Genomic DNA, 21,638 nt, shown 5'->3' on the forward strand with positions numbered 1-21,638 from the left:
ATGAATAGATTACTTACGACACAGCGTTCGCCGCTGGATCACGTTTTAAGCGGCGCTATAGCGGGGGCGATCGGCGGTTGCGCCGTAGAGCTCGTTAAAGCTAAAGAAGGCAAAAGTAAATCTAAAGCGATTCGCGATGCGTTAGATATAGCGCTAAGCGGCGGTATCATCGGCGGCGGCGCGATTTACAGCGCAAATAAGCTCGTACAAGGCGAGTATCTACGCGCAGCGGCAGGCGTCGCAGTATGCGTAGGCGCGCTCATTGCGGGTAGAAATTTTATTCTTAAGGTAGGCAATGAGTAATCCGTATATCACAAAAAAAGATTTGAAAGAAATTCTAGACGATTACGATTTTGGTGGCAATAAATATTCTAGCGGCTCTGCGGGCGGCTCTGCCGGCGATGATAAGCTCGGCGGTTGGGCAAAATGGATAAATGAGCGGGTAAATTCTACACCTTTTAATAGCTCAGCCTCCGACAACGGCTCGGATAATAAAGATTCCGCCGCTCCAAGCTCAAGCGACGTAAATTCTACTCAAAGCTCGCAAAATTCCGCTTTCGGTGGAATTTTTAATTCCATTGGTAGCAGACAAAACGCGAACGGCTTATTTGGTAGCAACTCATTTATCACAGGTATCGTTCTGGGTGCTGCGGCAACCTATTTTCTAACCGACGAAAACGCGCAAAAAAAGCTTTTTAAGCTCATCGCAAAGGGTACCGAGATGTTTCAGATGGGCGTTGAAGAGATGAAGGAACGCTTCGAAGACGCCAAGGCAGAGATGCAAGAGTAGTTTATGCAAAATTTTAAAATTTTACATGAGACTAAAACTAGACTACGCATAAAGGTCGCGGGCTTTAAAGGGCTTGATACGAGCGCACTACAAAAATCAGCTGCGAGGCTTGAGGGCGTAACTGAAGCTAGATTTAACGCTAAAATCGGCTCTTTGATCCTTAGGCTTGACGCAGGTGTAGATAAGGCAGGAATTCTAAAGCAACTTGAAGATTTAAATTTAAGCGAACTAAAATCAATTATCCCCGCTAACCATAAAAATTTGCCAAGCAAAAACGAATTTATTTTAGCGCTTCTTGCGTTGGGGGGAAATTTAATCTTTCGCACTTCGCCTTTAGCGCGCGTATTTAGCATCGTAGCGTGCATGCCTATCTTAAAAGAGGGCATTAAAGAAAGCTTTCGTCATGGACTTACTTCAAAGGGCTTGGAGGCTGCTGCTGTCGGAATTTCTCTCGCGCGCGGAGATATCTTTGCCGCAAACAGCACCAACGCGATGCTTGCTCTTGGCGAATATATGGAGGAGAGCACCGTTTATAAAAGCGACGATCTTATCCGCGAGCTCGCTCGCCCGGACATCGTCGAGGCGTGGGTCGAGATAGATCAAAACGGCAAAAAGACCGAGGTCAAAATCGCAACTTCTAAGCTAAAGGTAGGCGATATCGTGGTCGTGGGAGCGGGCGACGTTATAGCCGTGGACGGACACGTCGTAAGCGGCGAAGCGATGATAAATCAAGCCAACATGACGGGCGAATCGGTCGCGGTGAAAAAATCCCGCGGCGATAGCGTGCTAAGCGGCACGATCGTAGAGGAGGGCAGGATCCGTATCTGGGCGGAAAACGTCGGCGAAAACACCTCCACGCAGCGCATCAAGCATTACATCACGGCATCTCTTAACGAGCGCTCCAGCATCGGCATGCATACGACTCACTTAGCCGACAAGCTCGTGCCGGTAACCTTCGGGCTTGCAGGCGTGTCCTATCTGATAAATCGAAATTTTATGACCGTAGCTTCGGTGCTGCAGGCGGACTACTCGTGCGCGCTTAAGCTGCCTACGCCGGTTGCTTTTAAATCAAGCATTTCAAAGGCGGGCAAGAACGGGATTTTGATCAAAGGCGCCAAGGCTCTTGAGTCGCTTGCGAGCGCCGACACCTTCGTATTTGATAAGACGGGCACGCTTACGTACGGCAACCTGGAGGTCGCCGAGATCATATCGTTTGACGAGCGCTTTAGCAAAAACGATATTTTAAATTTAACCGCGAGCGCCGAGGAGCATTACTTTCATCCCGTAGCCGAGGCGATCGTGGATGCGGCTAAAAAGCACGGCTTTATCCACAAACACCACGACGAGGTGGAATTCGTCGTCGCTCACGGCGTAAAGACCAGCATCGAGGGCAAAAAGCTCATCATCGGCTCGCGCCACTTCCTAGAGGACGACGAGATGATCTCGTTTGCGGCACATGAGCAGACCATCGATCTTGCGATGCAAAAGGGGCTCGCGCTGCTTTACATCGCATTTGACGGCAGACTTTTGGGGCTCATCGGGCTTAGAGACGAAGTGCGCGCAAACGCCCGCACCGTCATCGCTAGGCTCCGCGAGTTGGGCGCTAAACAGATCGTCATACTAAGCGGCGACGTGAGCTCAAAAGCCCGCGCCGTGGCCAAAAAGCTCGGCGTAGATCGCTATTATGGCGAGCTGCTGCCGACGCAAAAGACCGAAATCTTAGAGCAGTTAAAAGCCGAGGGGCGAAAGGTGGTCTTCGTGGGCGACGGCATAAACGATGCGCCGAGCCTGATGAAGGCAGACATCGGCATCAGCATGCTAAACGGCGCCGAGATTGCCAAGGCTTCCGCGCAGATTGGGCTCTTGAAAAACGATATCGAGGGCGTCGCGCAGGTAAAGGCGCTGGCCAACGACACGCTGCGGCTCGTAAATCGAAATTTTAACGCCACCGTGGGGATAAATTCGATCATTTTATTTTTGGCGACCTTCGGCGCGCTAAGTCCCGTAGCTACGGCGCTGCTGCATAACGGCACGACGATAGGACTACTACTAAATTCCATCAAAGGGGTAAAATTTGAGCATTGAAGATAAAATTTTGGATCTAAATTTTCAGCGCAAAGCGGCTAAAGTGACGCTGGGATTGAGTATGGGTATCACGGCTCTAACCGCGCTGAATATGAACTCGCGAATGTCGCAGCTGCATAAAATTTCAGGTCTAGTGATGCTAGGATGCGCGATTTGGCACGCTAGCCTTTACGGCTCGCCATACAGCGAGTTTTTGAAAAACAGAAAGGCCAAAGCGCTAACCTTAAGAAACGAGAATTTTGATTTAAATCCCGCTGCCGATACGATGTACGGCGCGGCGGATGTCGCTAGCGCAACCGGCGCTGCCGCCGCATTAACAGGCGCTGCGAGTGCCGTAGCGGCTGCCGCCGGCGCGGCGGGAGGTAAAGGCGGGTCTGCTCGCTCTAAGACGGCGGGCGGTAAGACCAAGTCTGCAAAATCTAACAAAGCAGGCGCGACGCAGACCGCACCGAAAACGCGCCGCCGTACGCGCAAGAGCGACGCCTAAAGCTGTAACTGGTGCGGTAAGACCTTACAACTGATTAAAATTTTATAGTAAAACGTTTTGATAGGCTATTAAAAAGACCCCGTCTTGCATAAATTATTTATATCGTCCACATTTTCTTTTATATATTTTTGGATGTCGTGAGGGTAATAGCTTTGTAGCGGTTTTCCCGCTTTGTCGTATTGGTCTATATGTGTTAGCATTCCGTCTTCATTGCATTCTATGTATTCTTTTTCTCCATTACTATTTATTGTTGATGCACTTTGTATATATCCGTTCTTATACCAACTACGCGATGTTCCATCGCTATTTTCTTCTAATTGTTGTTGACCATTTTCATACCAAGCACGACGACGAAACGGTCCTTCCTTATTGTATTCATCTCTTTGTTGACCATTTTCATACCAATATTTACTATTACCATTGCCATCATCTTGAGATTCTAACTGCCCGTTTTCGTAATATTCCACATAACGTTTTTTTCTATAGCCATCTTCGTAGTCGGTTTCGCTTTTTTTCTGTCCGTTATCATACCAGGACATAGTTTTTAAAAGAATTCCTTTATCGTCATATATATTTTCTTTTATAGGCGTTCCGTTTTCATTATATGTTTTAACAGAGCCTATAATCTTATTATCCTTGAAATTTCCCTCAGTTAGTGTTTTAAAAAAGTTATTATTTTCCTTAAAAGACCCATCTTTTTTACCATTTTTATATCTTATTTCTAGTTTAAAATCACCATTTGGGTACCATTCTCTTACAATTCCATGAATTTGCCCCACTTCGTTATAGGGAACTTCTCTTACCAGTGCACCATTTGCGTCATGAAATTGTCTGACCTCCTTTACATCGCCGCTTTGCCCTTCCATATCGCCATCACAACCGTGACGTAGATGCTATGCGAGTAGAAATTTAGATAGGCTTTGCCCTTTCATATCGCCATCACAACCGCACATAAAAATCATTAGATAAGAGATGATTATAAATTTTTTCATTTTTGACCCTTTAAATTTTTAAAGTAGTTCATGGCTTTTTTATCCTCTCACTTTTACATATTACCTCTCCATTTGGATTTTTATTTGTTAAGATCGTTTGTAGAAAACTCTCGCTAAAATACCAAGGCGGCCTAACATATCCTTCACGTGGGTATCCCGTGCGGCTTTTATTACCTTTCTTATCTATAATCCATCTTATTCCAATAGATTTTTCTTTAATATCTTCCATTTCTTCGGCTGTTCCGAAAACCACGCAAAACCAATCGTCTTTATATAGACACTCTAGTGCCTCATCGTTTTCATACGGGAAAAATTTCTCGCACTCTTTTATATTGTCTTTATTCATTTTTTACTCCTACAAAAAATTTGATTGGAATTATATTAAATATAATATAAATACAAACTTATAAAGCATAACATTTATGCTTTATAATCCTAAGAATAGTAAATATTATGCTGTTAGAAATTTAATCTCTTTTTTATAGTCTATGATTAAAAAAATGGGGCGAAAATGACAAAAAGAGATATAGCCGGATATTTGGGCGTCGATGTGCAAACGCTTAGGAACTGGAAAAAGACGCGACCTAATTTGTATCGCGTCATAATGCAAGGTCTTGCGATAAACGATGCCATCGAGCATATGCGCAAAAGCTACGAAAAGCTTTTAGAATTTTCAAACGAAACTAAAGATAAAAATACGAAAACTCTTTAATCTTATTGACGTTGTGTTGCGCGTTTGCACAGCATTCTTAAAATTTTGGCTTTAATACTATAAAATTCCTTAATTTACCTGCCGCAAATTTAAATTTCGCTACAATCGCTTTTTAAAATTTTGCGCCAAGTACGCGCAAGAAGCTAAATTTAAAGGATCAAGATGGATTTTACGATAGACGCCGCGGACGGCGCGGCGCGCGCCTGCACGATCCGCACGGCGCATAGCACGATCCACACCCCCGTTTTTATGCCGGTCGGCACCGTGGGCGCGGTCAAAGCGCTCGATGCGACGGACGTAGAGTATCTTCTGGGCGCGCAGATCATCCTTGCTAACACCTATCATATGTATCTGCGCCCCGGCTCGCGGGTAGTGGCGGAATTCGGCGGGCTGCACGGATTTACGAAATTTACCCGCAGCTTTTTGACCGACAGCGGCGGCTTTCAGGCGTTTAGCTTGCGCGCAAACACCAAAAACGACGAGGGCGGCATAAAATTTAAAAGCCACATCGACGGTAGCACGCATTATTTCACGCCGCGCTCGGTGCTAGATACGCAGTATGAGCTAAACTCCGATATTATGATGATTTTAGACGATTTGGTGGAGCTGCCGCGCGAGCCGGGCGCGCTTAGCAGCGATGATAGATCGCGGCTTAAAAAGCGGATCGATCTAAGCGTCGCGCGCACGATAAAATGGGCTCGCGAGGCGATAGATTATCACGAGGCCATGAAATCTCGCGGCCTGCACACTCATCAAAACATCTTCGGTATCATACAAGGCGGCACCGACCCGCAGGCGCGTAAATTTTGCGCCGAAGCGCTGTGCGAGATGAGCTTCGACGGGCTTGCGATCGGAGGGCTTAGCGTGGGCGAGAAAAACGAGCTGATGTACGAAACCGTCGAGGCCATGATGCCATACGTCGATGCGGCGCGACCGCGATATTTGATGGGGGTTGGCACGCCTGAGGATCTTGTAGAAAACGTCGCTCGCGGCGTGGATATGTTTGACTGCGTGATGCCTACGCGCAATGCCCGCAACGGCACGCTATTTACGAGCTTCGGCAAGATTAGCATCAAAAACGCGGGCTTTATTAGTGATCACGATCCGATCGATCCGCACTGCGACTGCTACACGTGCAAGCGCTTCAGCCGCGGCTACCTAAATCATCTATTTCGCGCGAGAGAGCTTAGCTTTTACCGCCTCGCAAGCATTCACAATCTGCATTATTACCTGCGCCTTGCCGCGGATATGAGAGAGGCGATCGTGCACGGGCGGTTTGCGGAGTTTAGGCGGGAATTCTACGCCGCACGAAGCGGGGCGCGAGATTAAATTTTAGTAGGCGAGGGCGTGGAATTTAGCGCGGTAGTTAAATTTAGCCGCGGCGGCAACGAGCGGAATTTTAATACGGCGCGCGGACGGCTAAATTTAAACGCGACAAAATTTTGGCAGTGAAATTTTAAGAGCTGCGGCGCGTGGAGCTTGTAGCTTTAAATTTGATTTGAATCCGCACTTAGGCTTTGGCATCAATTAGAATTTTATTTCAGCAAAATCTTATTATGATAGAGCTATGTCTTGGAATTTCGCCGTAGAATATGAGATAAAATTTAGTTTTGAAGCTTTGCGCTAAGTTGCGTGGATAAAATTCTGCGTTGATATGCGCTGAGCGTGCGAGATTTAAAGATGGATTTTAGTAGTAGAATTTAAAGCCGTGATATCAATTGCCACAGCTTTTGTCAAATAAGGGGCATTGCATCGAAATTTCGCAGGCATTGGTGTTATTTTTGTAAGCCGTGCGTTACGCGTATAAAACACATATATTGCTTTATGGTATGATCTACGCCTAAAATTATAGAATTTTATTGCGATAAAATTTTAATGCGGTAGAATTTTACTTTGATAAAGTTCAAATCCCCGTTAAATTCTGTCGTCGTGCTAAATTTTGCGATGAAATTTTGAGCAGAATTATATCATAGTAGAATTTCATCGTAACTAAATCTGCGGTAAAATTTTGTAAAATTATTTTTTAATCCGCCTTATCATGCAAAATCCAAGGAAATAAAGTGGCGACATAACGATAAAAATTATGATGTATCTCCATGCCGTGCTTGCAAAAAATAGTCCCGTTAGCTCCATAAATTTCATCGACGCGCCAGTATAGCGGTCGCCGATGCCGATGAAAATAATAGCCGCGAGCTCCACAAGCAGCGCGGGGGCGAATAGGATCGAGCCTGCAGTTTTGAAAAACATAAACGCAAATGCCTTGAACTTATAATAAAACGAAATGAGCCCAAATCCGATCACGCCGCAGATGAAAATCTGCTCGAACTCATCCAGCCCCAGGCTCTTATCCTGCAGGATCGTAGAGATGACGCACAGGATGATAAAGACGTTGTAATTCGCCATTTGACGCATCGGGTATTGATCGTGCGTCGCTATGGAGAGTAGGTTTATCGCGCGGTTAAGCGGCAGCAGATAAAATAGCGCAAAACTAAGAAAAATTAGCAGGTCCATCACCATATAAACCGTATCTTGATTGACGTAGTCTTGGATCTGCGAAAAAGATAGAAATATGCTTGCGATTTGTGAGCGGAATATCAAAATAATGACTATCGGCACTATGGGCAGGATTATGGATTTAAGCCCTTCCTTGCGGATAGATGAAGTATAAATTTTACTCTCGACGCTTTGCGTAGTGCGCAGATCGTCTGTTTGGACGAACTCAAATCCAAAGAATTTCGGTTTTTTTGCACTCGTAGGCTTAGCTTTGCGGTTAAATTTAAAATTCTTAAATTTTTTTGCGACTTTCGCTCCTTTTACGGCGGATCTATCCTCTGCGATATTTTCGGTGGAGCTTTGAAAGGATGGCGTTTCGGATATATTATTTTCTGCGAAATTCTTATCGCCAAAAATTTCATCGTTTTGCTTTGCAGATTCTTTTGGCTGTGGGACTACTTTTTGCGCTACACGGTCTTTGGATTTAGAGCCCTCGACGCGCTTTATATTTATCGCGCTGGATGCTAGCGTGTCGAAGCTTACCTCATCGCCGTCGGTTAGGCTAGGATCGCGTTCGCCAAGCATTTCGTAGCTATACTCGACCCCGCCTGTGGCAACTATGACATTTTCACCTCTGATAAATCCGATAAGTCTCATATACTAACATTCCCCGATTTTTTAATGAGAAATATTAGTCAAAATGAACTTAAAAAACGATTATTCTACGGTGACGCTTTTGGCTAAATTTCGCGGCATATCCACATCATTGCCAAGTCTTACGGAGATTTCAAGAGCTAGAATTTGTAAAATTATCATCATCTCAAAAAATTCGCTCATCGCGTGACTTTGCTCGCTCGTTTTGATAAAATCGTCCGCGACCTCGGGCTCTTGGGGGCTGATCGCTAAAATATACGCATCGCGCGCAGCAAGCTCTTCGACATTGCTTTTCGTTTTTTCGTAGAGCAAATGCTTTGGCATCAGCGCAACTGTAAAGAGATTAGAATCGGCAAGAGCGATCGGACCGTGCTTCATCTCGCCGCTTGGATAGCCTTCCGCGTGCAGATATGAGATCTCTTTGAGCTTGAGTGCGCCCTCAAGAGCGAGCGGATAGAAAATATCGCGCCCGATAAAGAAAAAGCCGTGTCCGTGCAGATAGTGCTTACTCATGCGGTAAATTTTATCCTGCAAGCCGTCCTTAATCTTTAAAATTTGCGGGATATGAAGCATCGCTGAAATTTCAGCGGAATTTGTACGCGCCGAGATGACCTCGCGCAGATTTGCAAGATACACGACGAACATCCATAGCACCATAACCTGCGTCGCAAAAGCCTTCGTGGAGGCTACTCCCTTTTCGATGCCTGCGCGAGTTAGGATCACGCTGCCCGCCATGCGCACGATCGAGCTGTTATCGACGTTGCAGATCGCAAGCGTCCTAAGACCGGCTTTTTTAGCGATATGCAGCGCCTCTAAGGTGTCGGCTGTCTCACCGCTTTGCGAAATCACGATAAAAAGGGAGTTTTTATTCAAAAACGGTTCTTTATAGCGGAATTCGCTAGCAACTTCTACTTTTGTGCGGATTTTAGCGATGCGCTCGAAAAGATACGAACTTACGAGCGCGGCGTGATAGCTCGTACCGCAGGCGCATAGTACAACCTCATCGATGCCCTCAAACATCGCCGCATCAAGTTCGCCAAATTTTATCTTGCCGCCCTTTATTACACGCCCCATCATTGCTTCAGTTACGACTTGCGCTTGCTCGTAAATTTCTTTTTCCATAAAAAATCTAAAGCCCTCTTTTTGCGCATAGCCTTTATCCTTCGGAAGCTCACTAAAGGCGCAATTATGCGGTTTAGAGTTTTTAAAAATGTCGATTTGCCCAAGCTTTGCAACGCCGTAAATTTGATCGTCCAGATACGCAGCCGTATTCGCAAGCCCAATGAGCGGAGCATCCGAGGAGCTAAAGAAAATTTCGTTTTTATCGTTTTTTGCGACGATCAGCGGAGCTGCGTTTTTAGCAAAGAAAATTTCGCCAGGTGCTGCCTTCGTGATCAAAAGCGTAGCGTATGCGCCTTTTAGCCGTTTAATTGTAGCTTCATATGCCTTAAATGCGTCGTTACTAGCCTTGAAATTTTTTTCAAAAAGATGCACGATCACTTCAGTATCGGTCTGGCTTAAAAATTTCACACCATCCGCTTCGAGCTCATCCTTTAGCTCGATGTAGTTTTCGATGATGCCGTTATGCACGACGAAGCTAAAATCTCCAAAATGCGGATGCGCGTTAAGCTCAGTAGGCTTTCCGTGCGTCGCCCAGCGAGTATGTCCGATCGCAACGCCAAAGCCTTGCGAAGTGAAATCTTTCATCTTCTCTTCGAGATTATTAAGCTTGCCGACCGCTTTGAAATACTTTATATTTGCACTCTCATCCATCACGGCAAGCCCAGCGCTGTCGTATCCGCGATACTCGAGTTCTTTCAGTCCGTTTATTATGATTTTTTTCTTTTCGGCATTTCCTATGTAGCCTACGATTCCACACATCTTGCTTTCCTTATTTAAAATTTGGCGCTCATTTTACTACGCTATTTTAAATTAACGAAATTCGGCTCTAAATTTAGTCCGCTTATCCGTTTTGTAAGCAAAAAATTATATAATTAGCACAAAATTTGGCTTGGGAAATCGATGGAAATTTTAGAAAAACTACAAAGCGGAGAGAGATTAAATTACGAAGACGGCGTAAAATTATGGGATTTGGATCTTTTCGATCTGGGTAAATTCGCCTTTGCTATTCGCAAAGAAAAAAATGGCAAAAACGTCTATTTCAACGTAAATCGTCATATCAATCCTTCAAATTTATGCGCAGATACCTGTAAATTTTGCGCATTTTCGGCGCACCGCAAGAACGAAAACGCTTACACGATGAGCGATGATGAGATCATGCGTATCGTGGACGAGACGGTAGCGCGCGGCACGAAGGAGATTCATATCGTAAGCTCACACAATCCGTTCGTTACGCCGCAGCAATATTTGGGAATTTTTAAAGCGATAAAGCAAAAATATCCGCTTCTGCATATCAAGGCGATGACTGCGGCGGAGATTGATTACTGGCGGCGAAAGTGGAAGATGAGCTACGAGGAGACGATAGAGCTGATGATGCAAAGCGGCGTGGATTCGATGCCCGGCGGCGGCGCTGAAATTTTTGACGAGGACGTGCGCGATAAAATTTGCAAAGGCAAGGTCTCAAGCGAGCAGTGGCTACGTATCCACTCGCTGTGGCATGCACGCGGGCGCCAGAGTAACGCCACGATGCTCTTTGGTCATATCGAAAGCCGCGCTCACCGCATCGATCACATCTTGCGCATCCGCGCGCTGCAAGATGAGAGCCTAGCTCGCGCTAACGGCGGCGGTTTCAACGCCTTCATCCCGCTCGTGTATCAGCGCGAGAATAACTACTTGGATGTGAAGGGCTTTTTGGGCTCGGTCGAAATTTTAAAAACGATTGCGATTAGTAGAATTTTGCTCGACAACGTCGCGCATATCAAGGCGTATTGGGCGACCTCGACGCTAAGCTTAGCTCTTGTAGCGCAGGATTTCGGCGCGGATGATCTTGACGGCACGATCGAGAACGAAAGCATTCAAAGCAGCGCCGGCGCCGGCAGCAAAAAAGGGCAGAGCAAGCGCGATTTTATCGATATGATCAGCACCGCAGGCTTTGTGCCCGTAGAGCGCGATAGTTTGTATAATCAGATCGAAATTTACGAATAAATTCTAAAGGAGGAGCAAGTGGAGAAATTCTTTCATCTCGCCGCCGCAAAAACGTCGGTAAGGCAGGAGCTTATCGCAGGGCTTACTACGTTTTTGGCGATGATTTACATCGTGCCGGTAAACGCTAACATTATGAGCATCGCAGGCATGCCGTTTGATGCGCTGGTTACGGCAACCGCGCTTATTACGATAATCGCAACGCTATTTAACGGGCTTTTTGCAAATACTCCCGTAGCGCTTAGCGTCGGCATGGGACTAAATGCGTATTTTACCTTTGCGTTGTGCGTGGATGCGAAGATGCCATGGCAGAGTGCACTTGGCATCGTAGCGATAAGCGGAGCGCTTTTTACCGTGCTTTCGTTTACCAATTTTCGCGTTTGGGTTATCAAATCTATCCCGCTTGATCTGCGTCGCGCCATAAGTGCTGGTATCGGGGCTTTTATCTGCTTTATCGGACTTAAACAGATGGGCGTCATCGCGCCTAGTCAGGCGACGTTAGTAACTTTAGGAAATTTAAAAGATCTAAACGTTTTACTTGGAATTTTAGGCTTAGCGGTCGTGCTAGTGCTCTTTGTGCTTAGAATCAAGGCAGCGTTTATCTTAAGCATCTTGATTACTTCGTGCGTTGCGTGGGTGGCTGGAATTTCGCCCGCACCTCATGGCATAGTAAGCGCGCCAAGCGGCATAACGCCGATATTTGCTAAGCTAGATATCTCCGGAGCGCTAAAGCTTGCGTTCGTGCCTTTTATAATCACATTTTTCGTTACGCATCTATTCGATAGCATCGGCACTCTAACTGGCGTCGGCAATCGCGCGGGACTTTTTGGAGAGAATAGCAAAGACGGTATGAGAAAACTATCTAGAAATTTAACCTCCGATGCAATAGGAAGCGTCGCAGGCGCCGTTATAGGAACGAGCACGGTTACTGCATTTGCCGAGAGCGCCAGCGGCGTGGAGGCGGGCGGCCGCACGGGGCTTACCGCGGTATTTTGCGCTATATTTTTTGTGCTGACGCTGTTTATGTTGCCGCTATTTAAGGCGATCCCCGCAAATGCAATCTATCCGATCCTCGTAATGGTCGGGGTTTTAATGTTTAGCGAGCTTGGTAAGATCGATTATAGCGACGCTGGAATTTTAATCCCTGCGTTTTTTATAGTATTTTTGATGCCTTTTACCTACTCGATCACCAACGGCTTAAGCTTCGGCTTTATTGCATATATCGTAGTTAGACTCGCTCAGCGCAGGATAAAAGATTTAAATTTCGGCGTTTTGACGCTCGGCGCGATTAGCGTTTTAGTATTTTTAATGCATTAAATTTTTAAGGAAAGATATGAGATTTTATAGTTTTGACGAGATGGATCGCGACGCAAGAGTTATAGCAAAGCAGGTTAGGGACGAATTTATGCCCGATGCAATCGTGGCGATCGCTAGAGGCGGGCTCACATTCGGTCACGCGCTAGCTAATGCGCTTGATATGCGGACGATATTTTCGATAAATTCCATCCACTACGCGGACACCAAAAAGCTCGACACCATCGACGTTTTCAACGTGCCCGATCTGGAGCTTTACAAGCGCGTGCTGCTGGTGGACGATATCATCGACAGCGGCGACAGTATGGTCGAGATCAAGCGCGTGCTGCTGGAGAAATTCCCGCAAATAGAGCTTAAAACCGCGGTGATTTTTTACAAACCTAAAGCGCTTATCCAGCCCGATTTTAAAATTTCAAAGACGGATGAGTGGATAAATTTCTTTTGGGAAAATTATACGATAGAGGAATGAAGCGGCGTGCGGTTAAATTTAGCGGCTAAATTTTAAAGGATTCGGCGGATTAAATTTTGTGAAATTTCGGTCGTAGAATTTAGCCGTAAATCTAAAGCGCCCACAGCAAGGATGAGAGTGAAGAAGCTTTATCAAAACGAAATTTTCGTGATCTCCATAATGTGCCTGTTTCAGGGCATATTTCTGCTTTATGCGATTTCAAATTTAAGCATCAGCTACTACGAGGCCGAAATTTTTTACGAGAAAAAATCCCTCGTTTCGCTAATCGCAAATTTAAGCTGCGAAATTTTCGGCCGTAACGACTATGCCCTGCGCGTGCCGTTTATTTTGATCCACTTCGCAAATGCCGCGATGATCTATAAAATTTCAAAATTTATTCTAAAGCGTCGCTTCGATAGAGTAGTCGCTACGGCGCTATTTATGGCGCTTCCTGCGTCGATGAGTAGCGCGATCTTGCTAAATCCCGCGGGCATCATCGTTTTTTTCACGCTGCTAGCGATCTATTTTGCAAAAAGCGAATACAATATCGCGCTTTTCGTGCTTCTGTCCGTTTGCGCCCTGATCGATCGCGCGTTTTTTATGCTCTACGTAGGCTTTGGAATTTGGGCGCTTTATACGCGCAAAAAGGAGCTTTTGCTGCTTTGCATAGCGCTATTTAGCTTCAGCGTGATCTTTTACGACGTAAGCTCTGAGGGCAAGCCGAAGGGGTATTTTTTAGATACCGTGGGCGTTTTTGCGGGCGCGTTTTCGCCTTTAGTGTTTTTATTTTTCATCTACACGATCTATAGAATTTGGATCAAAGAGGAAAAAAGCCTGCTGTGGTTCATCGCTACAAGCGCGCTTTGTCTAACGATGCTTTTTTCTCTAAGACAGCGCGTGCCGCTTGAGATGATGCTGCCGTATTGCGTCATCGCTACGCCTCTGATCATTCGGGTTTTGTTTAACTCATACCGCGTTAGATTGCCTAAATTTCGCACCTTTCACAAGATCGCCGTGGGTGTAACGCTGGTAAGCTTAGCGGTGAGCTATTTTGCAGTGATTTTCAGCGACGTGATGTATGAGGCGATGTTCGCAAACAAACCGCAGCGGCATTTTATCTATAAATTCGACGTAGCTAGGCAGCTGGCAAGTGAGTTAAAAAATCGCGGAGTAAAAAGCGTAAGCTGCGAAGACGAGAGGCTCTGCCTGCGCCTGAAATTTTACGGACTGCCTAGCGGGGACAGCGCTTTTATCTATGCGTATGAGCCGAAATATGTCTCGGATCATAAAAATTCGATACAAAATATAGATATTTACAAGCGAGGCGTGCGAATTGCGAAATTTTATGTTAAAATATAAACAAAATTTTTATGAAAGGTAAAAATTATGAAAAAAGCATTTACTATGATAGAGCTGATTTTCATCATCGTGGTGGTTGGAATTCTAGCGGCGGTGGCGGTGCCTCAAATCAATCGAAATAGCCTTGTGGAGGCGGCAGATCAAGTAGCTGCTCATATTCGCTATACTCAGCAGCTGGCTATGAATGATAACAAATTCGATCCTGACGATCCTAATTGGTTTAAGAGATTTTGGAGGATTCAATTTACCGATCAAGGAGCACCGGGCTCTGCAGCAGGATGGCGATATAATATATATTGGGATAACGGAGCTTTCCCGGGTTCAAACGGACAACCAAATAGCCTAAATTCTATGGCAGCTGATCCGCAGAATCCTAACAAACTGCTTACTTCGGGCTTTGCTAGGCAACCTGCCAATACTGATGGTGCAAGAATGAATCAAAAGCTAAATTTAGGAGCAACATATAATATAAGAAATATACAATTTACTAATTGCGGTAATGGAAACAATCACACCATCTCCTTTGATTCTTACGGTCGCCCAATGGGGCAGTTAGCGAACTCTAATGTGCCATATGATAGGCTTTTTGTGGGCCAGTGCGTTATTACACTTACTAATGATGCAAGAGAGACCGCTAGTATTACTATCGAGCCGGAGACCGGATACGTAAGATACACGCTAAATTCTAATACCGGCACAGCCGCGCAATAGGACTAATAAAATTTTAGTCAAATTTAAGTAAGCGCAAGGAGAATAATGAAAAAATACATAATGACGCCGATTTATTACGTAAACGACGTCCCGCACATCGGCCATGCATACACGACGATTATCGCCGATACGATGGCTAGATTTTACCGCCTGCAAGGACACGAGGTGTTTTTTAAAACGGGCACCGACGAGCACGGCCAAAAGATCGAAGAGGCCGCAGCTAAGCACGGCAAAAGCCCGAAGCAATACGCAGACGGCGTAAGCGCTAAATTTAAAGACCTATGGGACGAGTTTGACATCAGCTACGATATGTTTTCACGCACTACCGATGCCGCACACGAGGCGGCAGTGCAAAACGTATTTCGCAAGATGTATGAAAAGGGCGACATTTATAAGGGCGAATACGAGGGCAACTACTGCGTAAGCTGCGAGAGTTTTTTTCCTTCCGCTCAGCTAATCGACGGCGAGTATTGCCCCGACTGCGGCAAAAAGACTAAAATTTTAAAAGAGGAGAGTTATTTTTTCAGACTTAGCGCCTATGCAGAGCGGCTTTTGAAATGGTATGAGGATGAAAAGTGCATCCTGCCCCTAGGCAAAAAAAATGAGGTCGTAAGCTTCGTAAAAGGCGGTCTGAAGGATCTTTCGATCACACGAACGGGCTTTGATTGGGGTATTAAAATTCCGCCCGAGCTAAACGATCCTAAGCACGTGATTTACGTTTGGCTGGACGCGCTGATGGATTATCTTAGCTCGCTTGGATTTTGCGCGGGCGGCGAACGAATGGAGTATTGGAGTGACGCGCTGCATATCGTGGGTAAGGACATTTTGCGCTTTCACGCCGTTTATTGGCCTGCGTTTTTGATGAGCCTGGGACTAAATATGCCACGCAGCATCGCAGCTCACGGCTGGTGGACGCGCGACGGCAAAAAGATGAGCAAAAGCCTGGGCAACGTCGTGGATCCGCGCGAGGTCGCAAACGCCTATGGGCTGGAGCAGTTTAGGTATTTCTTGCTGCGCGAGGTACCGTTCGGTCAAGACGGCGATTTTTCGCAAAAAGCGATCATCAACCGCGTAAATTCCGAGCTTGCCAACGAGCTTGGAAATCTACTTAGCCGTATCGTCGGCATGAGCGCAAAATACTCGGATTACGTCATAAATTCTAAAGACGTGATGAAATTTTTCACCGCCGAGATCGAGGAAGCAAACTCCTATCTGAGCGCCGCACTTAACGCGCTTGAGGAGGTCGCTACCAATAGATATTTGGAGGAGGTTTGGAGGGCGCTTGCGCTCGCAAACGCTTCGATTGCGAAATACGAGCCGTGGAATTTGATGAAAAACGGCGAGCAGGCCAAGGCGCTGGCTCTCGTCGCATTGGTTGCAAACATTTTGGCTAAAGTCGCCGTACTGCTAAGTCCCGCGATGCCGAAGACGGCAGCACGTATCGCGGACACGCTCGGCTTTGAAATATCCACTCCGCTTTATGAGAAGCTAGTACTTCGCGGCGAAATTTTAGATTTTAAGGCCAAGCCGTGCGAGCCGCTTTTTACCAAGATCGATCACGAGCTAATGCCGAAAGCGGACTACGATAGGCTGGATGGCGCTGCAAATTCTGCGAGCGGTTCGGACACAGACGCCGCGGCAAAAGGTTCGCCAAGCTCAAACGCAAAAGCTTCCGGCTCGGGCGCTACGGCGCAAGAAGCCAAAGGCGAGATAGCCGAGGCTCAAATCAAAATCGACGATTTTAAAAAATGCGTTATCAAGGTTGGCACGATTTTGGAGTGCGAAAACATTGAGGGCAGCGAGAAGCTACTGCGATTTATGATCGATTTGGGCGAGGAGAAGCCGCGTCAAATCATAAGCGGTATCGCGAAATTTTACGATCCCGCCGCGCTTGTCGGCAAGCAGATCTGCGTGCTGGCAAATTTAAAACCCGCTAAAATTTTTAAACATAGCAGCGAGGGTATGATTTTAAGCGCCGAGGACGGCAGTCTTACGCTGCTTAGCACTCTCGCGCCCGTAAAAAACGGCGCGATCGTAGGTTAGCAATGAAGGCTTTAGCGCGCAAGGCTTCGAAGCTCGCTATCTACGGCGCGGCTGGGCTCTGTGCGCAAAAAAGCAGCGCTTCGGATAAAATTTTAAAGTTTTACCGCAGCTCCTCCCTCACCGCAAAGATCGGCGCGGGCGGGCTTGCGTGCGTGAGCGCACCCTTGGCGCTAAAGCTCGGCGCAGGGGTTGCTTTAAAATTTGCGGCACGTAAAATTTTAACGCTAGGCGTTTGCGAGCTGTCGAAGTTCGCCGCTTTAAAATGTGCAAAGCTCGGCGCGCGCGTGGTCGTGCGCTCGTTTTCTCGCACCGATAAATTTACGGACGAGCGCTCGAAAAAATATGCGAGCGCGGATGGCGAGAGCTCTAAAGCAAGCGCCGCGTCACGCAGAAAGCGCACGGCAAGCGTTTCTAGCGAGAGCATTAAAAAGGACGCCTCACTTTCCAAAAGTGCCTCTGCTAAAAAAAACGCAGCGACAAAAAGCGCGCCCGCTAAAAAACCTACACCTGTCGCAAAAACCGCATCGACCGCCAAAAGTATCGCGCCTGCCGCAGCTTCTGTATCTGTCTCAAAATCGGCGTCCGTAAAAAGCGCCGCGCAAAATAAAATTTCCGCGCCAAGCGCAAAATGGACACCCGCTAAAAGCACCTCTCAGAACGCGAAATCTCGCCGTATCGCAAAAGATACTGCTACGCCTGCCGTAATCGCCGCAAAAGACGCTGCCGCGTCCGGCGCAACCTCCGCATCTACTGCGAAACAGCCTCGCCGCGCCGCAAAGAGCGCGCTTCCTAAAAGCTCCGCCGCAGGGAAGTCTTAATGGTAAATTTATTAAATTTAACCCGTATCGTAAACGGAACGATGCTAAATAATCCCGCGATCTCCGCTGTCGAGAGCTTTGCGATCGAACCTGCAAAGGTCGCGAAAAAGGGCGCTTTCATAGCACTCGGCGCAAACGAGCGCGACGTGCGCACCGCGATCGATAACGGCGCGTACGCGATCATTTTCGATAACAATTTCAAGCCGCTTAATGACGAGATCGCCTTTATCAAGGTTGAAAATTTATGCTCGGCGCTAGTGCGGCTGATAAAATTTCTGGGCGAGACGTGGCGGCACGGCTTCGTGCTGATAAACGAGGTGCAAAGCGAGATCCTGCGCTATACGAGCGTGCCGAAAAATTTGATGTTTGCGCCGCGCAGCAAGGGCGAGCTTTTTATCAGTCTGCTGAACGCCAAAGAGAAAAATACCTACTTCACCACCGACGGCGATCTTTTGCAAAGCCTCGGTATCTCGCCCGTCACGATCCCTGCGAGCGACGATTTTAGGCTGCTTTGCGGCGGCTCGATATTTTACAGCAGCTTCGTTTTCGGCGGGCTTTATTACTCAAACTTAATCTTTCCGCAGCTATTTTTGCCCGAGCTATGCGGCGTGATCGAGTATCTCTCGCGCAAAAACATACCCTTTAAATTTCAAAGCTTAAGCGCATTCGGCCATTTCGAACCGATTTTTGTGGATAGGTTTTTTAACGTTAGCTCGCTTGGCGGAAGCTATCGCGCCTTTATCGCCGAGAGCGATCCTGAGCTTTTTGCGCGCGAGGCGGATTTTTTGCGGGCGAAATTCCGCGAAAAAATTATCGTATGCGCCAGCTGGGAGGACCGATTGGACTGCACCAAGATCGACTTTCGCTTCAATAAGCTAAGCGCGCTAAAGAGCCTGCCCGAGTTTCATTACGCGCTGGTTTTTGCGGAGAAGAGCGCGATCTTGCAGCTTCTAAATCAAAAACCGCAAGAAAAAAATCTATTTTTTTAAAGGCAGCGGATGCAGAGCTTTGATGAAATTTTAAACGGAAATTTTTGGATAAAGAGGCTTTACGAAAACGGGCTATTGCGCGAAGTAAAAGAGCAGATTAGCACCGAGCTTGAGATCGCGCACGCAAGCTACATCGAGGTCAAGAAAGAGCACTCGCAGGCGTTGCTTTTTACGAACGTGCGAAACGCGCAGGGTAAACGGATGCCGCCGGTGCTAAGCAATATTTTCGGCTCATCTTCTGCGTTAAATTTAATCCTCGGCCGCGAACCTGACGAGATCACCGCCGAGATACAGAGCCTGCTAAAGCCGAAGCGTCCGCAAAACTTCAGCGAAAAGCTTGATTTCTTGGCGCACTTAATCTCGCTGCGTAAAATTTTTGTAAAGCGCCTTAGCGGTCGCGGCGAGTGTCAGCAGGTCGCGCATCTGGGCGCCGATGTCGATTTGGGCGAGCTTCCTGTGCTTAAGACCTGGGAGAATGATGGCGGCGCGTTTATCACGATGGGGCAGGTCTATACGAAGGATCTGAACTCGCAAACGCAAAATCTCGGTATGTACCGTTTGCAAATTTACGGGCGCGACCGCTTGGGGATGCACTGGCAGATACACAAAGACGGCGCGGGCCTTTTTGACGAATACCGCAAAGCGGGGCGCAAGATGCCCGTATCCGTGGCGATCGGCGGCGATCCGCTCTATATCTGGTGCGGCCAGGCACCGCTGCCGAAGGGAATTTTTGAGCTGCTGCTTTACGGCTTCATCCGCCGCAGCCCCGCTCGCCTGGTAAAATCGCTTACGAATGAAATTTATGTTCCCGCCGACGCGGACTACGTGATCGAGGGCTTTGTCGATCCCGCGGTAAGCGAGCCGGAGGGGCCTTTCGGCGATCACACGGGATATTACACGCCGGTAGAGCCATTTCCGGTGATGGAGGTTAGCACGATCACGCACAAGCGCGCGCCCGTATTTCACGCCACAGTCGTGGGTAAGCCGCCGCTTGAGGATAAATTTATGGGGTACGCGACCGAGCGGATCTTTTTGCCGCTGCTTCGCACGAGCGCGCCAGATCTGATTGACTATAAAATGCCCGAAAACGGCGTATTTCACAATCTGATTTTGGCTAAGATCGCCGTACGCTACCCAGCTGCTGCTAAACAGATCATGCACGCATTTTGGGGCGTGGGGCAGATGAGCTTCGTCAAGCACGCCGTTTTCGTGCCGCAGGATACGCCGAGCTTAGACGAGTACGAGGCGCTTACGAAGTACGTCCTAAACCGCCTGGGTGCGTGCAGTCTCGTTTTTAGCGAGGGTGTGTGCGATCAACTCGATCACGCAAGCCCGAACTCCTGCTTCGGCGGCAAGCTCGGCATCGATGCGACGGTTGATTTAAGCTCACAGGCGCCGCAAATTTTAAGTGACGAGGAGCTGCTAGCTAAATTTCAAAGCGAGGAGCCTGCTATTTTGGCGCTTAAGCAGCACTTTTGCGATACGAAAAACCCGCTCGTGCTGATAAACATAGACAAAAAAGAGCTCGTAGAGCGGAGCTGGCGGCGGATTTTGAAATTTAGCGAGCATTTTAAAATTTTGATTTTTACCGATGTGGGGAATGACGCGAGCAACCTCTACATGAGCGTTTGGCGCATCGTAAATAGCATCGATGCACTGCGCGACGTGTTTGTGGCGCAGAATGATCGTATCTGCATCGATGCTACGAGCAAGCACGAGTGGGAGGGCTATACGCGCCGGTGGCCGCAGGAGACGCTCTGCAGCCGCGAAGTAGTAGCAAGCCTCATAGAGCGTGGCATCGTGCAGGATGAGCCCGAGCTATTTAAGAAATTTGAAATTTTTTAAGGACACGGGGGCGGAATTTCTCACGGATTTAAAATTTTAAAATTTAGCTTTGGTTTTAAGGGCTGCGCGTTAAATTTAGATAGAATTTCGTCTAAACTTAGAGCTAAAAGCGATAAAATTTCATAAAATTTACCGCCGCGCGAAGGCTAAAATTTTAAGGCGTAAAATTTGCTGCGCTAGAAAATTTTAAAATTTCAAAAATTTTTAAAGCGGTGCAAAAGCTCGATATAGCGCAAAAGGGCGCAAATTGAAAGGATATAAATGATAGAGTGGATACAAAATTTTTTTAGCGGAGTGATTCCGAAGCTGCTGCTAAACGCGACGCTAGAGACGCTGTATATGACCTTCGTAAGCACGGCTTTGGCGTTTATTTTGGGGCTCGTGCTTGCGATCGTGCTTATCCTTACGCGTCGCGGCGGGCTCTGCGAAAACCGCATCGTCTACGCCGTGCTGGACGTCGCGATAAATACGCTGCGAAGCTTCCCGTTTATAATTTTGCTGATCGTGCTCTTTCCGCTTACGAAGCTTCTTGTCGGAACGAGTATCGGCACCACCGCGGCGATCGTACCGCTTACTATCGGCTCAGCGCCCTTTATCGCGCGCCTCATCGAAAGCGCTCTGCTTGAAGTGGATAGCGGCGTGATCGAGGCGGCGAAGAGCTTCGGCGCGAGCAAGACGCAGATAATCTTTCGAGTAATGTTCATCGAGGCGCTGCCTAGCATCATCGGCGCGATTACTCTGACGCTCATCGTCATCATCGGATTTACGGCAATGGCGGGCACGGTCGGCGGCGGTG

At 47.3% G+C, this 21,638-nt stretch carries 20 protein-coding genes; 16 read left to right on the forward strand and 4 right to left on the reverse strand.

The window, feature by feature from the left end; all coding sequences use genetic code 11:
• From QZ176_RS04625 to QZ176_RS04640, 4 genes are read left to right on the forward strand one after another with little or no spacing between them, the layout of a single operon-like run.
• Positions 1–303 carry a Cys/Met metabolism pyridoxal-phosphate-dependent enzyme gene (locus QZ176_RS04625; RefSeq protein ID WP_295151504.1) on the forward strand — a complete coding sequence of 101 codons (303 nt, stop codon included), beginning with the start codon at positions 1–3 and terminating at the stop codon, positions 301–303.
• Positions 296–790 carry a hypothetical protein gene (locus QZ176_RS04630; RefSeq protein WP_295151505.1) on the forward strand — a complete coding sequence of 165 codons (495 nt, stop codon included), beginning with the start codon at positions 296–298 and terminating at the stop codon, positions 788–790. Before QZ176_RS04625 ends, QZ176_RS04630 begins: the two co-directional genes overlap by 8 nt.
• A gap of 3 nt (positions 791–793) precedes the next feature.
• A complete protein-coding gene (locus QZ176_RS04635; RefSeq protein ID WP_295151506.1) occupies positions 794–2,875 on the forward strand; it encodes a heavy metal translocating P-type ATPase in 2,082 nt (693 codons plus the stop codon).
• Positions 2,865–3,362, forward strand: a complete 498-nt coding sequence (locus tag QZ176_RS04640; protein WP_295151507.1) for a hypothetical protein — start codon at positions 2,865–2,867, stop codon at positions 3,360–3,362. Before QZ176_RS04635 ends, QZ176_RS04640 begins: the two co-directional genes overlap by 11 nt.
• A 68-nt stretch (positions 3,363–3,430) precedes the next feature.
• Here QZ176_RS04640 and QZ176_RS04645 read toward each other — a convergent pair whose 3' ends face one another.
• Positions 3,431–4,228 carry a hypothetical protein gene (locus QZ176_RS04645; protein WP_295151508.1) on the reverse strand — a complete coding sequence of 266 codons (798 nt, stop codon included), beginning with the start codon at positions 4,226–4,228 and terminating at the stop codon, positions 3,431–3,433.
• Between the two features lie 154 nt (positions 4,229–4,382).
• Positions 4,383–4,700 carry a hypothetical protein gene (locus tag QZ176_RS04650; RefSeq protein ID WP_295151509.1) on the reverse strand — a complete coding sequence of 106 codons (318 nt, stop codon included), beginning with the start codon at positions 4,698–4,700 and terminating at the stop codon, positions 4,383–4,385.
• A 165-nt stretch (positions 4,701–4,865) separates the two neighbouring features.
• On the opposite strand from QZ176_RS04650, the gene QZ176_RS04655 reads away from it, so the two are divergent.
• Both QZ176_RS04655 and tgt read left to right on the forward strand, forming a co-directional pair.
• Positions 4,866–5,066: a transcriptional regulator gene (locus QZ176_RS04655; protein WP_295151510.1), complete on the forward strand. Its 201-nt coding sequence runs from the start codon at positions 4,866–4,868 to the stop codon at positions 5,064–5,066.
• 162 nt (positions 5,067–5,228) lie between these two features.
• Positions 5,229–6,395: a tRNA guanosine(34) transglycosylase Tgt gene (gene tgt, locus QZ176_RS04660; protein WP_295151511.1), complete on the forward strand. Its 1,167-nt coding sequence runs from the start codon at positions 5,229–5,231 to the stop codon at positions 6,393–6,395.
• Positions 6,396–7,082: 687 nt separating this feature from the next.
• Here the strand turns inward: tgt and QZ176_RS04665 are convergent.
• Positions 7,083–8,216, reverse strand: coding sequence for a hypothetical protein (locus QZ176_RS04665; RefSeq protein WP_295151512.1), 1,134 nt, complete (start codon positions 8,214–8,216; stop codon positions 7,083–7,085).
• A gap of 60 nt (positions 8,217–8,276) precedes the next feature.
• Positions 8,277–10,094, reverse strand: coding sequence for a glutamine--fructose-6-phosphate transaminase (isomerizing) (gene glmS / locus QZ176_RS04670; protein ID WP_295151513.1), 1,818 nt, complete (start codon positions 10,092–10,094; stop codon positions 8,277–8,279).
• 141 nt (positions 10,095–10,235) lie between these two features.
• On the opposite strand from glmS, the gene mqnE reads away from it, so the two are divergent.
• The 10 genes from mqnE to QZ176_RS04720 form a co-directional block, all read left to right on the forward strand.
• Positions 10,236–11,318, forward strand: coding sequence for an aminofutalosine synthase MqnE (gene mqnE, locus QZ176_RS04675; RefSeq protein ID WP_295151514.1), 1,083 nt, complete (start codon positions 10,236–10,238; stop codon positions 11,316–11,318).
• 18 nt (positions 11,319–11,336) lie between these two features.
• A complete protein-coding gene (locus tag QZ176_RS04680) occupies positions 11,337–12,632 on the forward strand; it encodes an NCS2 family permease (protein WP_295151515.1) in 1,296 nt (431 codons plus the stop codon).
• 16 nt (positions 12,633–12,648) lie between these two features.
• A complete protein-coding gene (locus QZ176_RS04685; RefSeq protein ID WP_005871628.1) occupies positions 12,649–13,098 on the forward strand; it encodes a phosphoribosyltransferase family protein in 450 nt (149 codons plus the stop codon).
• A gap of 111 nt (positions 13,099–13,209) precedes the next feature.
• A complete protein-coding gene (locus QZ176_RS04690; RefSeq protein ID WP_295151516.1) occupies positions 13,210–14,436 on the forward strand; it encodes a hypothetical protein in 1,227 nt (408 codons plus the stop codon).
• A gap of 27 nt (positions 14,437–14,463) precedes the next feature.
• Positions 14,464–15,147 (forward strand): type II secretion system protein, encoded by a 684-nt coding sequence (locus QZ176_RS04695; protein ID WP_295151517.1) that lies wholly within the window; start codon positions 14,464–14,466, stop codon positions 15,145–15,147.
• Positions 15,148–15,192: 45 nt separating this feature from the next.
• On the forward strand, positions 15,193–17,190 hold the full coding sequence (gene metG / locus QZ176_RS04700; RefSeq protein ID WP_295151518.1) for a methionine--tRNA ligase: 1,998 nt from the start codon (positions 15,193–15,195) through the stop codon (positions 17,188–17,190).
• Between the two features lie 2 nt (positions 17,191–17,192).
• A complete protein-coding gene (locus QZ176_RS04705) occupies positions 17,193–18,008 on the forward strand; it encodes a hypothetical protein (RefSeq protein WP_295151519.1) in 816 nt (271 codons plus the stop codon).
• Entirely contained in the window at positions 18,008–18,997 is a 990-nt protein-coding gene (locus QZ176_RS04710) for a hypothetical protein (RefSeq protein ID WP_295151520.1), read from the forward strand. The genes QZ176_RS04705 and QZ176_RS04710 overlap by 1 nt, the downstream gene beginning before the upstream one ends.
• Before the next feature lie 9 nt (positions 18,998–19,006).
• The gene (locus QZ176_RS04715; RefSeq protein WP_295151521.1) at positions 19,007–20,842 is read left to right on the forward strand and encodes a menaquinone biosynthesis decarboxylase; all 1,836 of its coding nucleotides are present in this window, start codon (positions 19,007–19,009) and stop codon (positions 20,840–20,842) included.
• Positions 20,843–21,103: 261 nt separating this feature from the next.
• Positions 21,104–21,638 (forward strand): methionine ABC transporter permease (locus QZ176_RS04720; RefSeq protein ID WP_295151522.1); only part of this gene is annotated, 535 nt, incomplete at its 3' end.

It is taken from the genome of uncultured Campylobacter sp. (assembly GCF_905373215.1).
GTDB lineage: Bacteria > Campylobacterota > Campylobacteria > Campylobacterales > Campylobacteraceae > Campylobacter_B.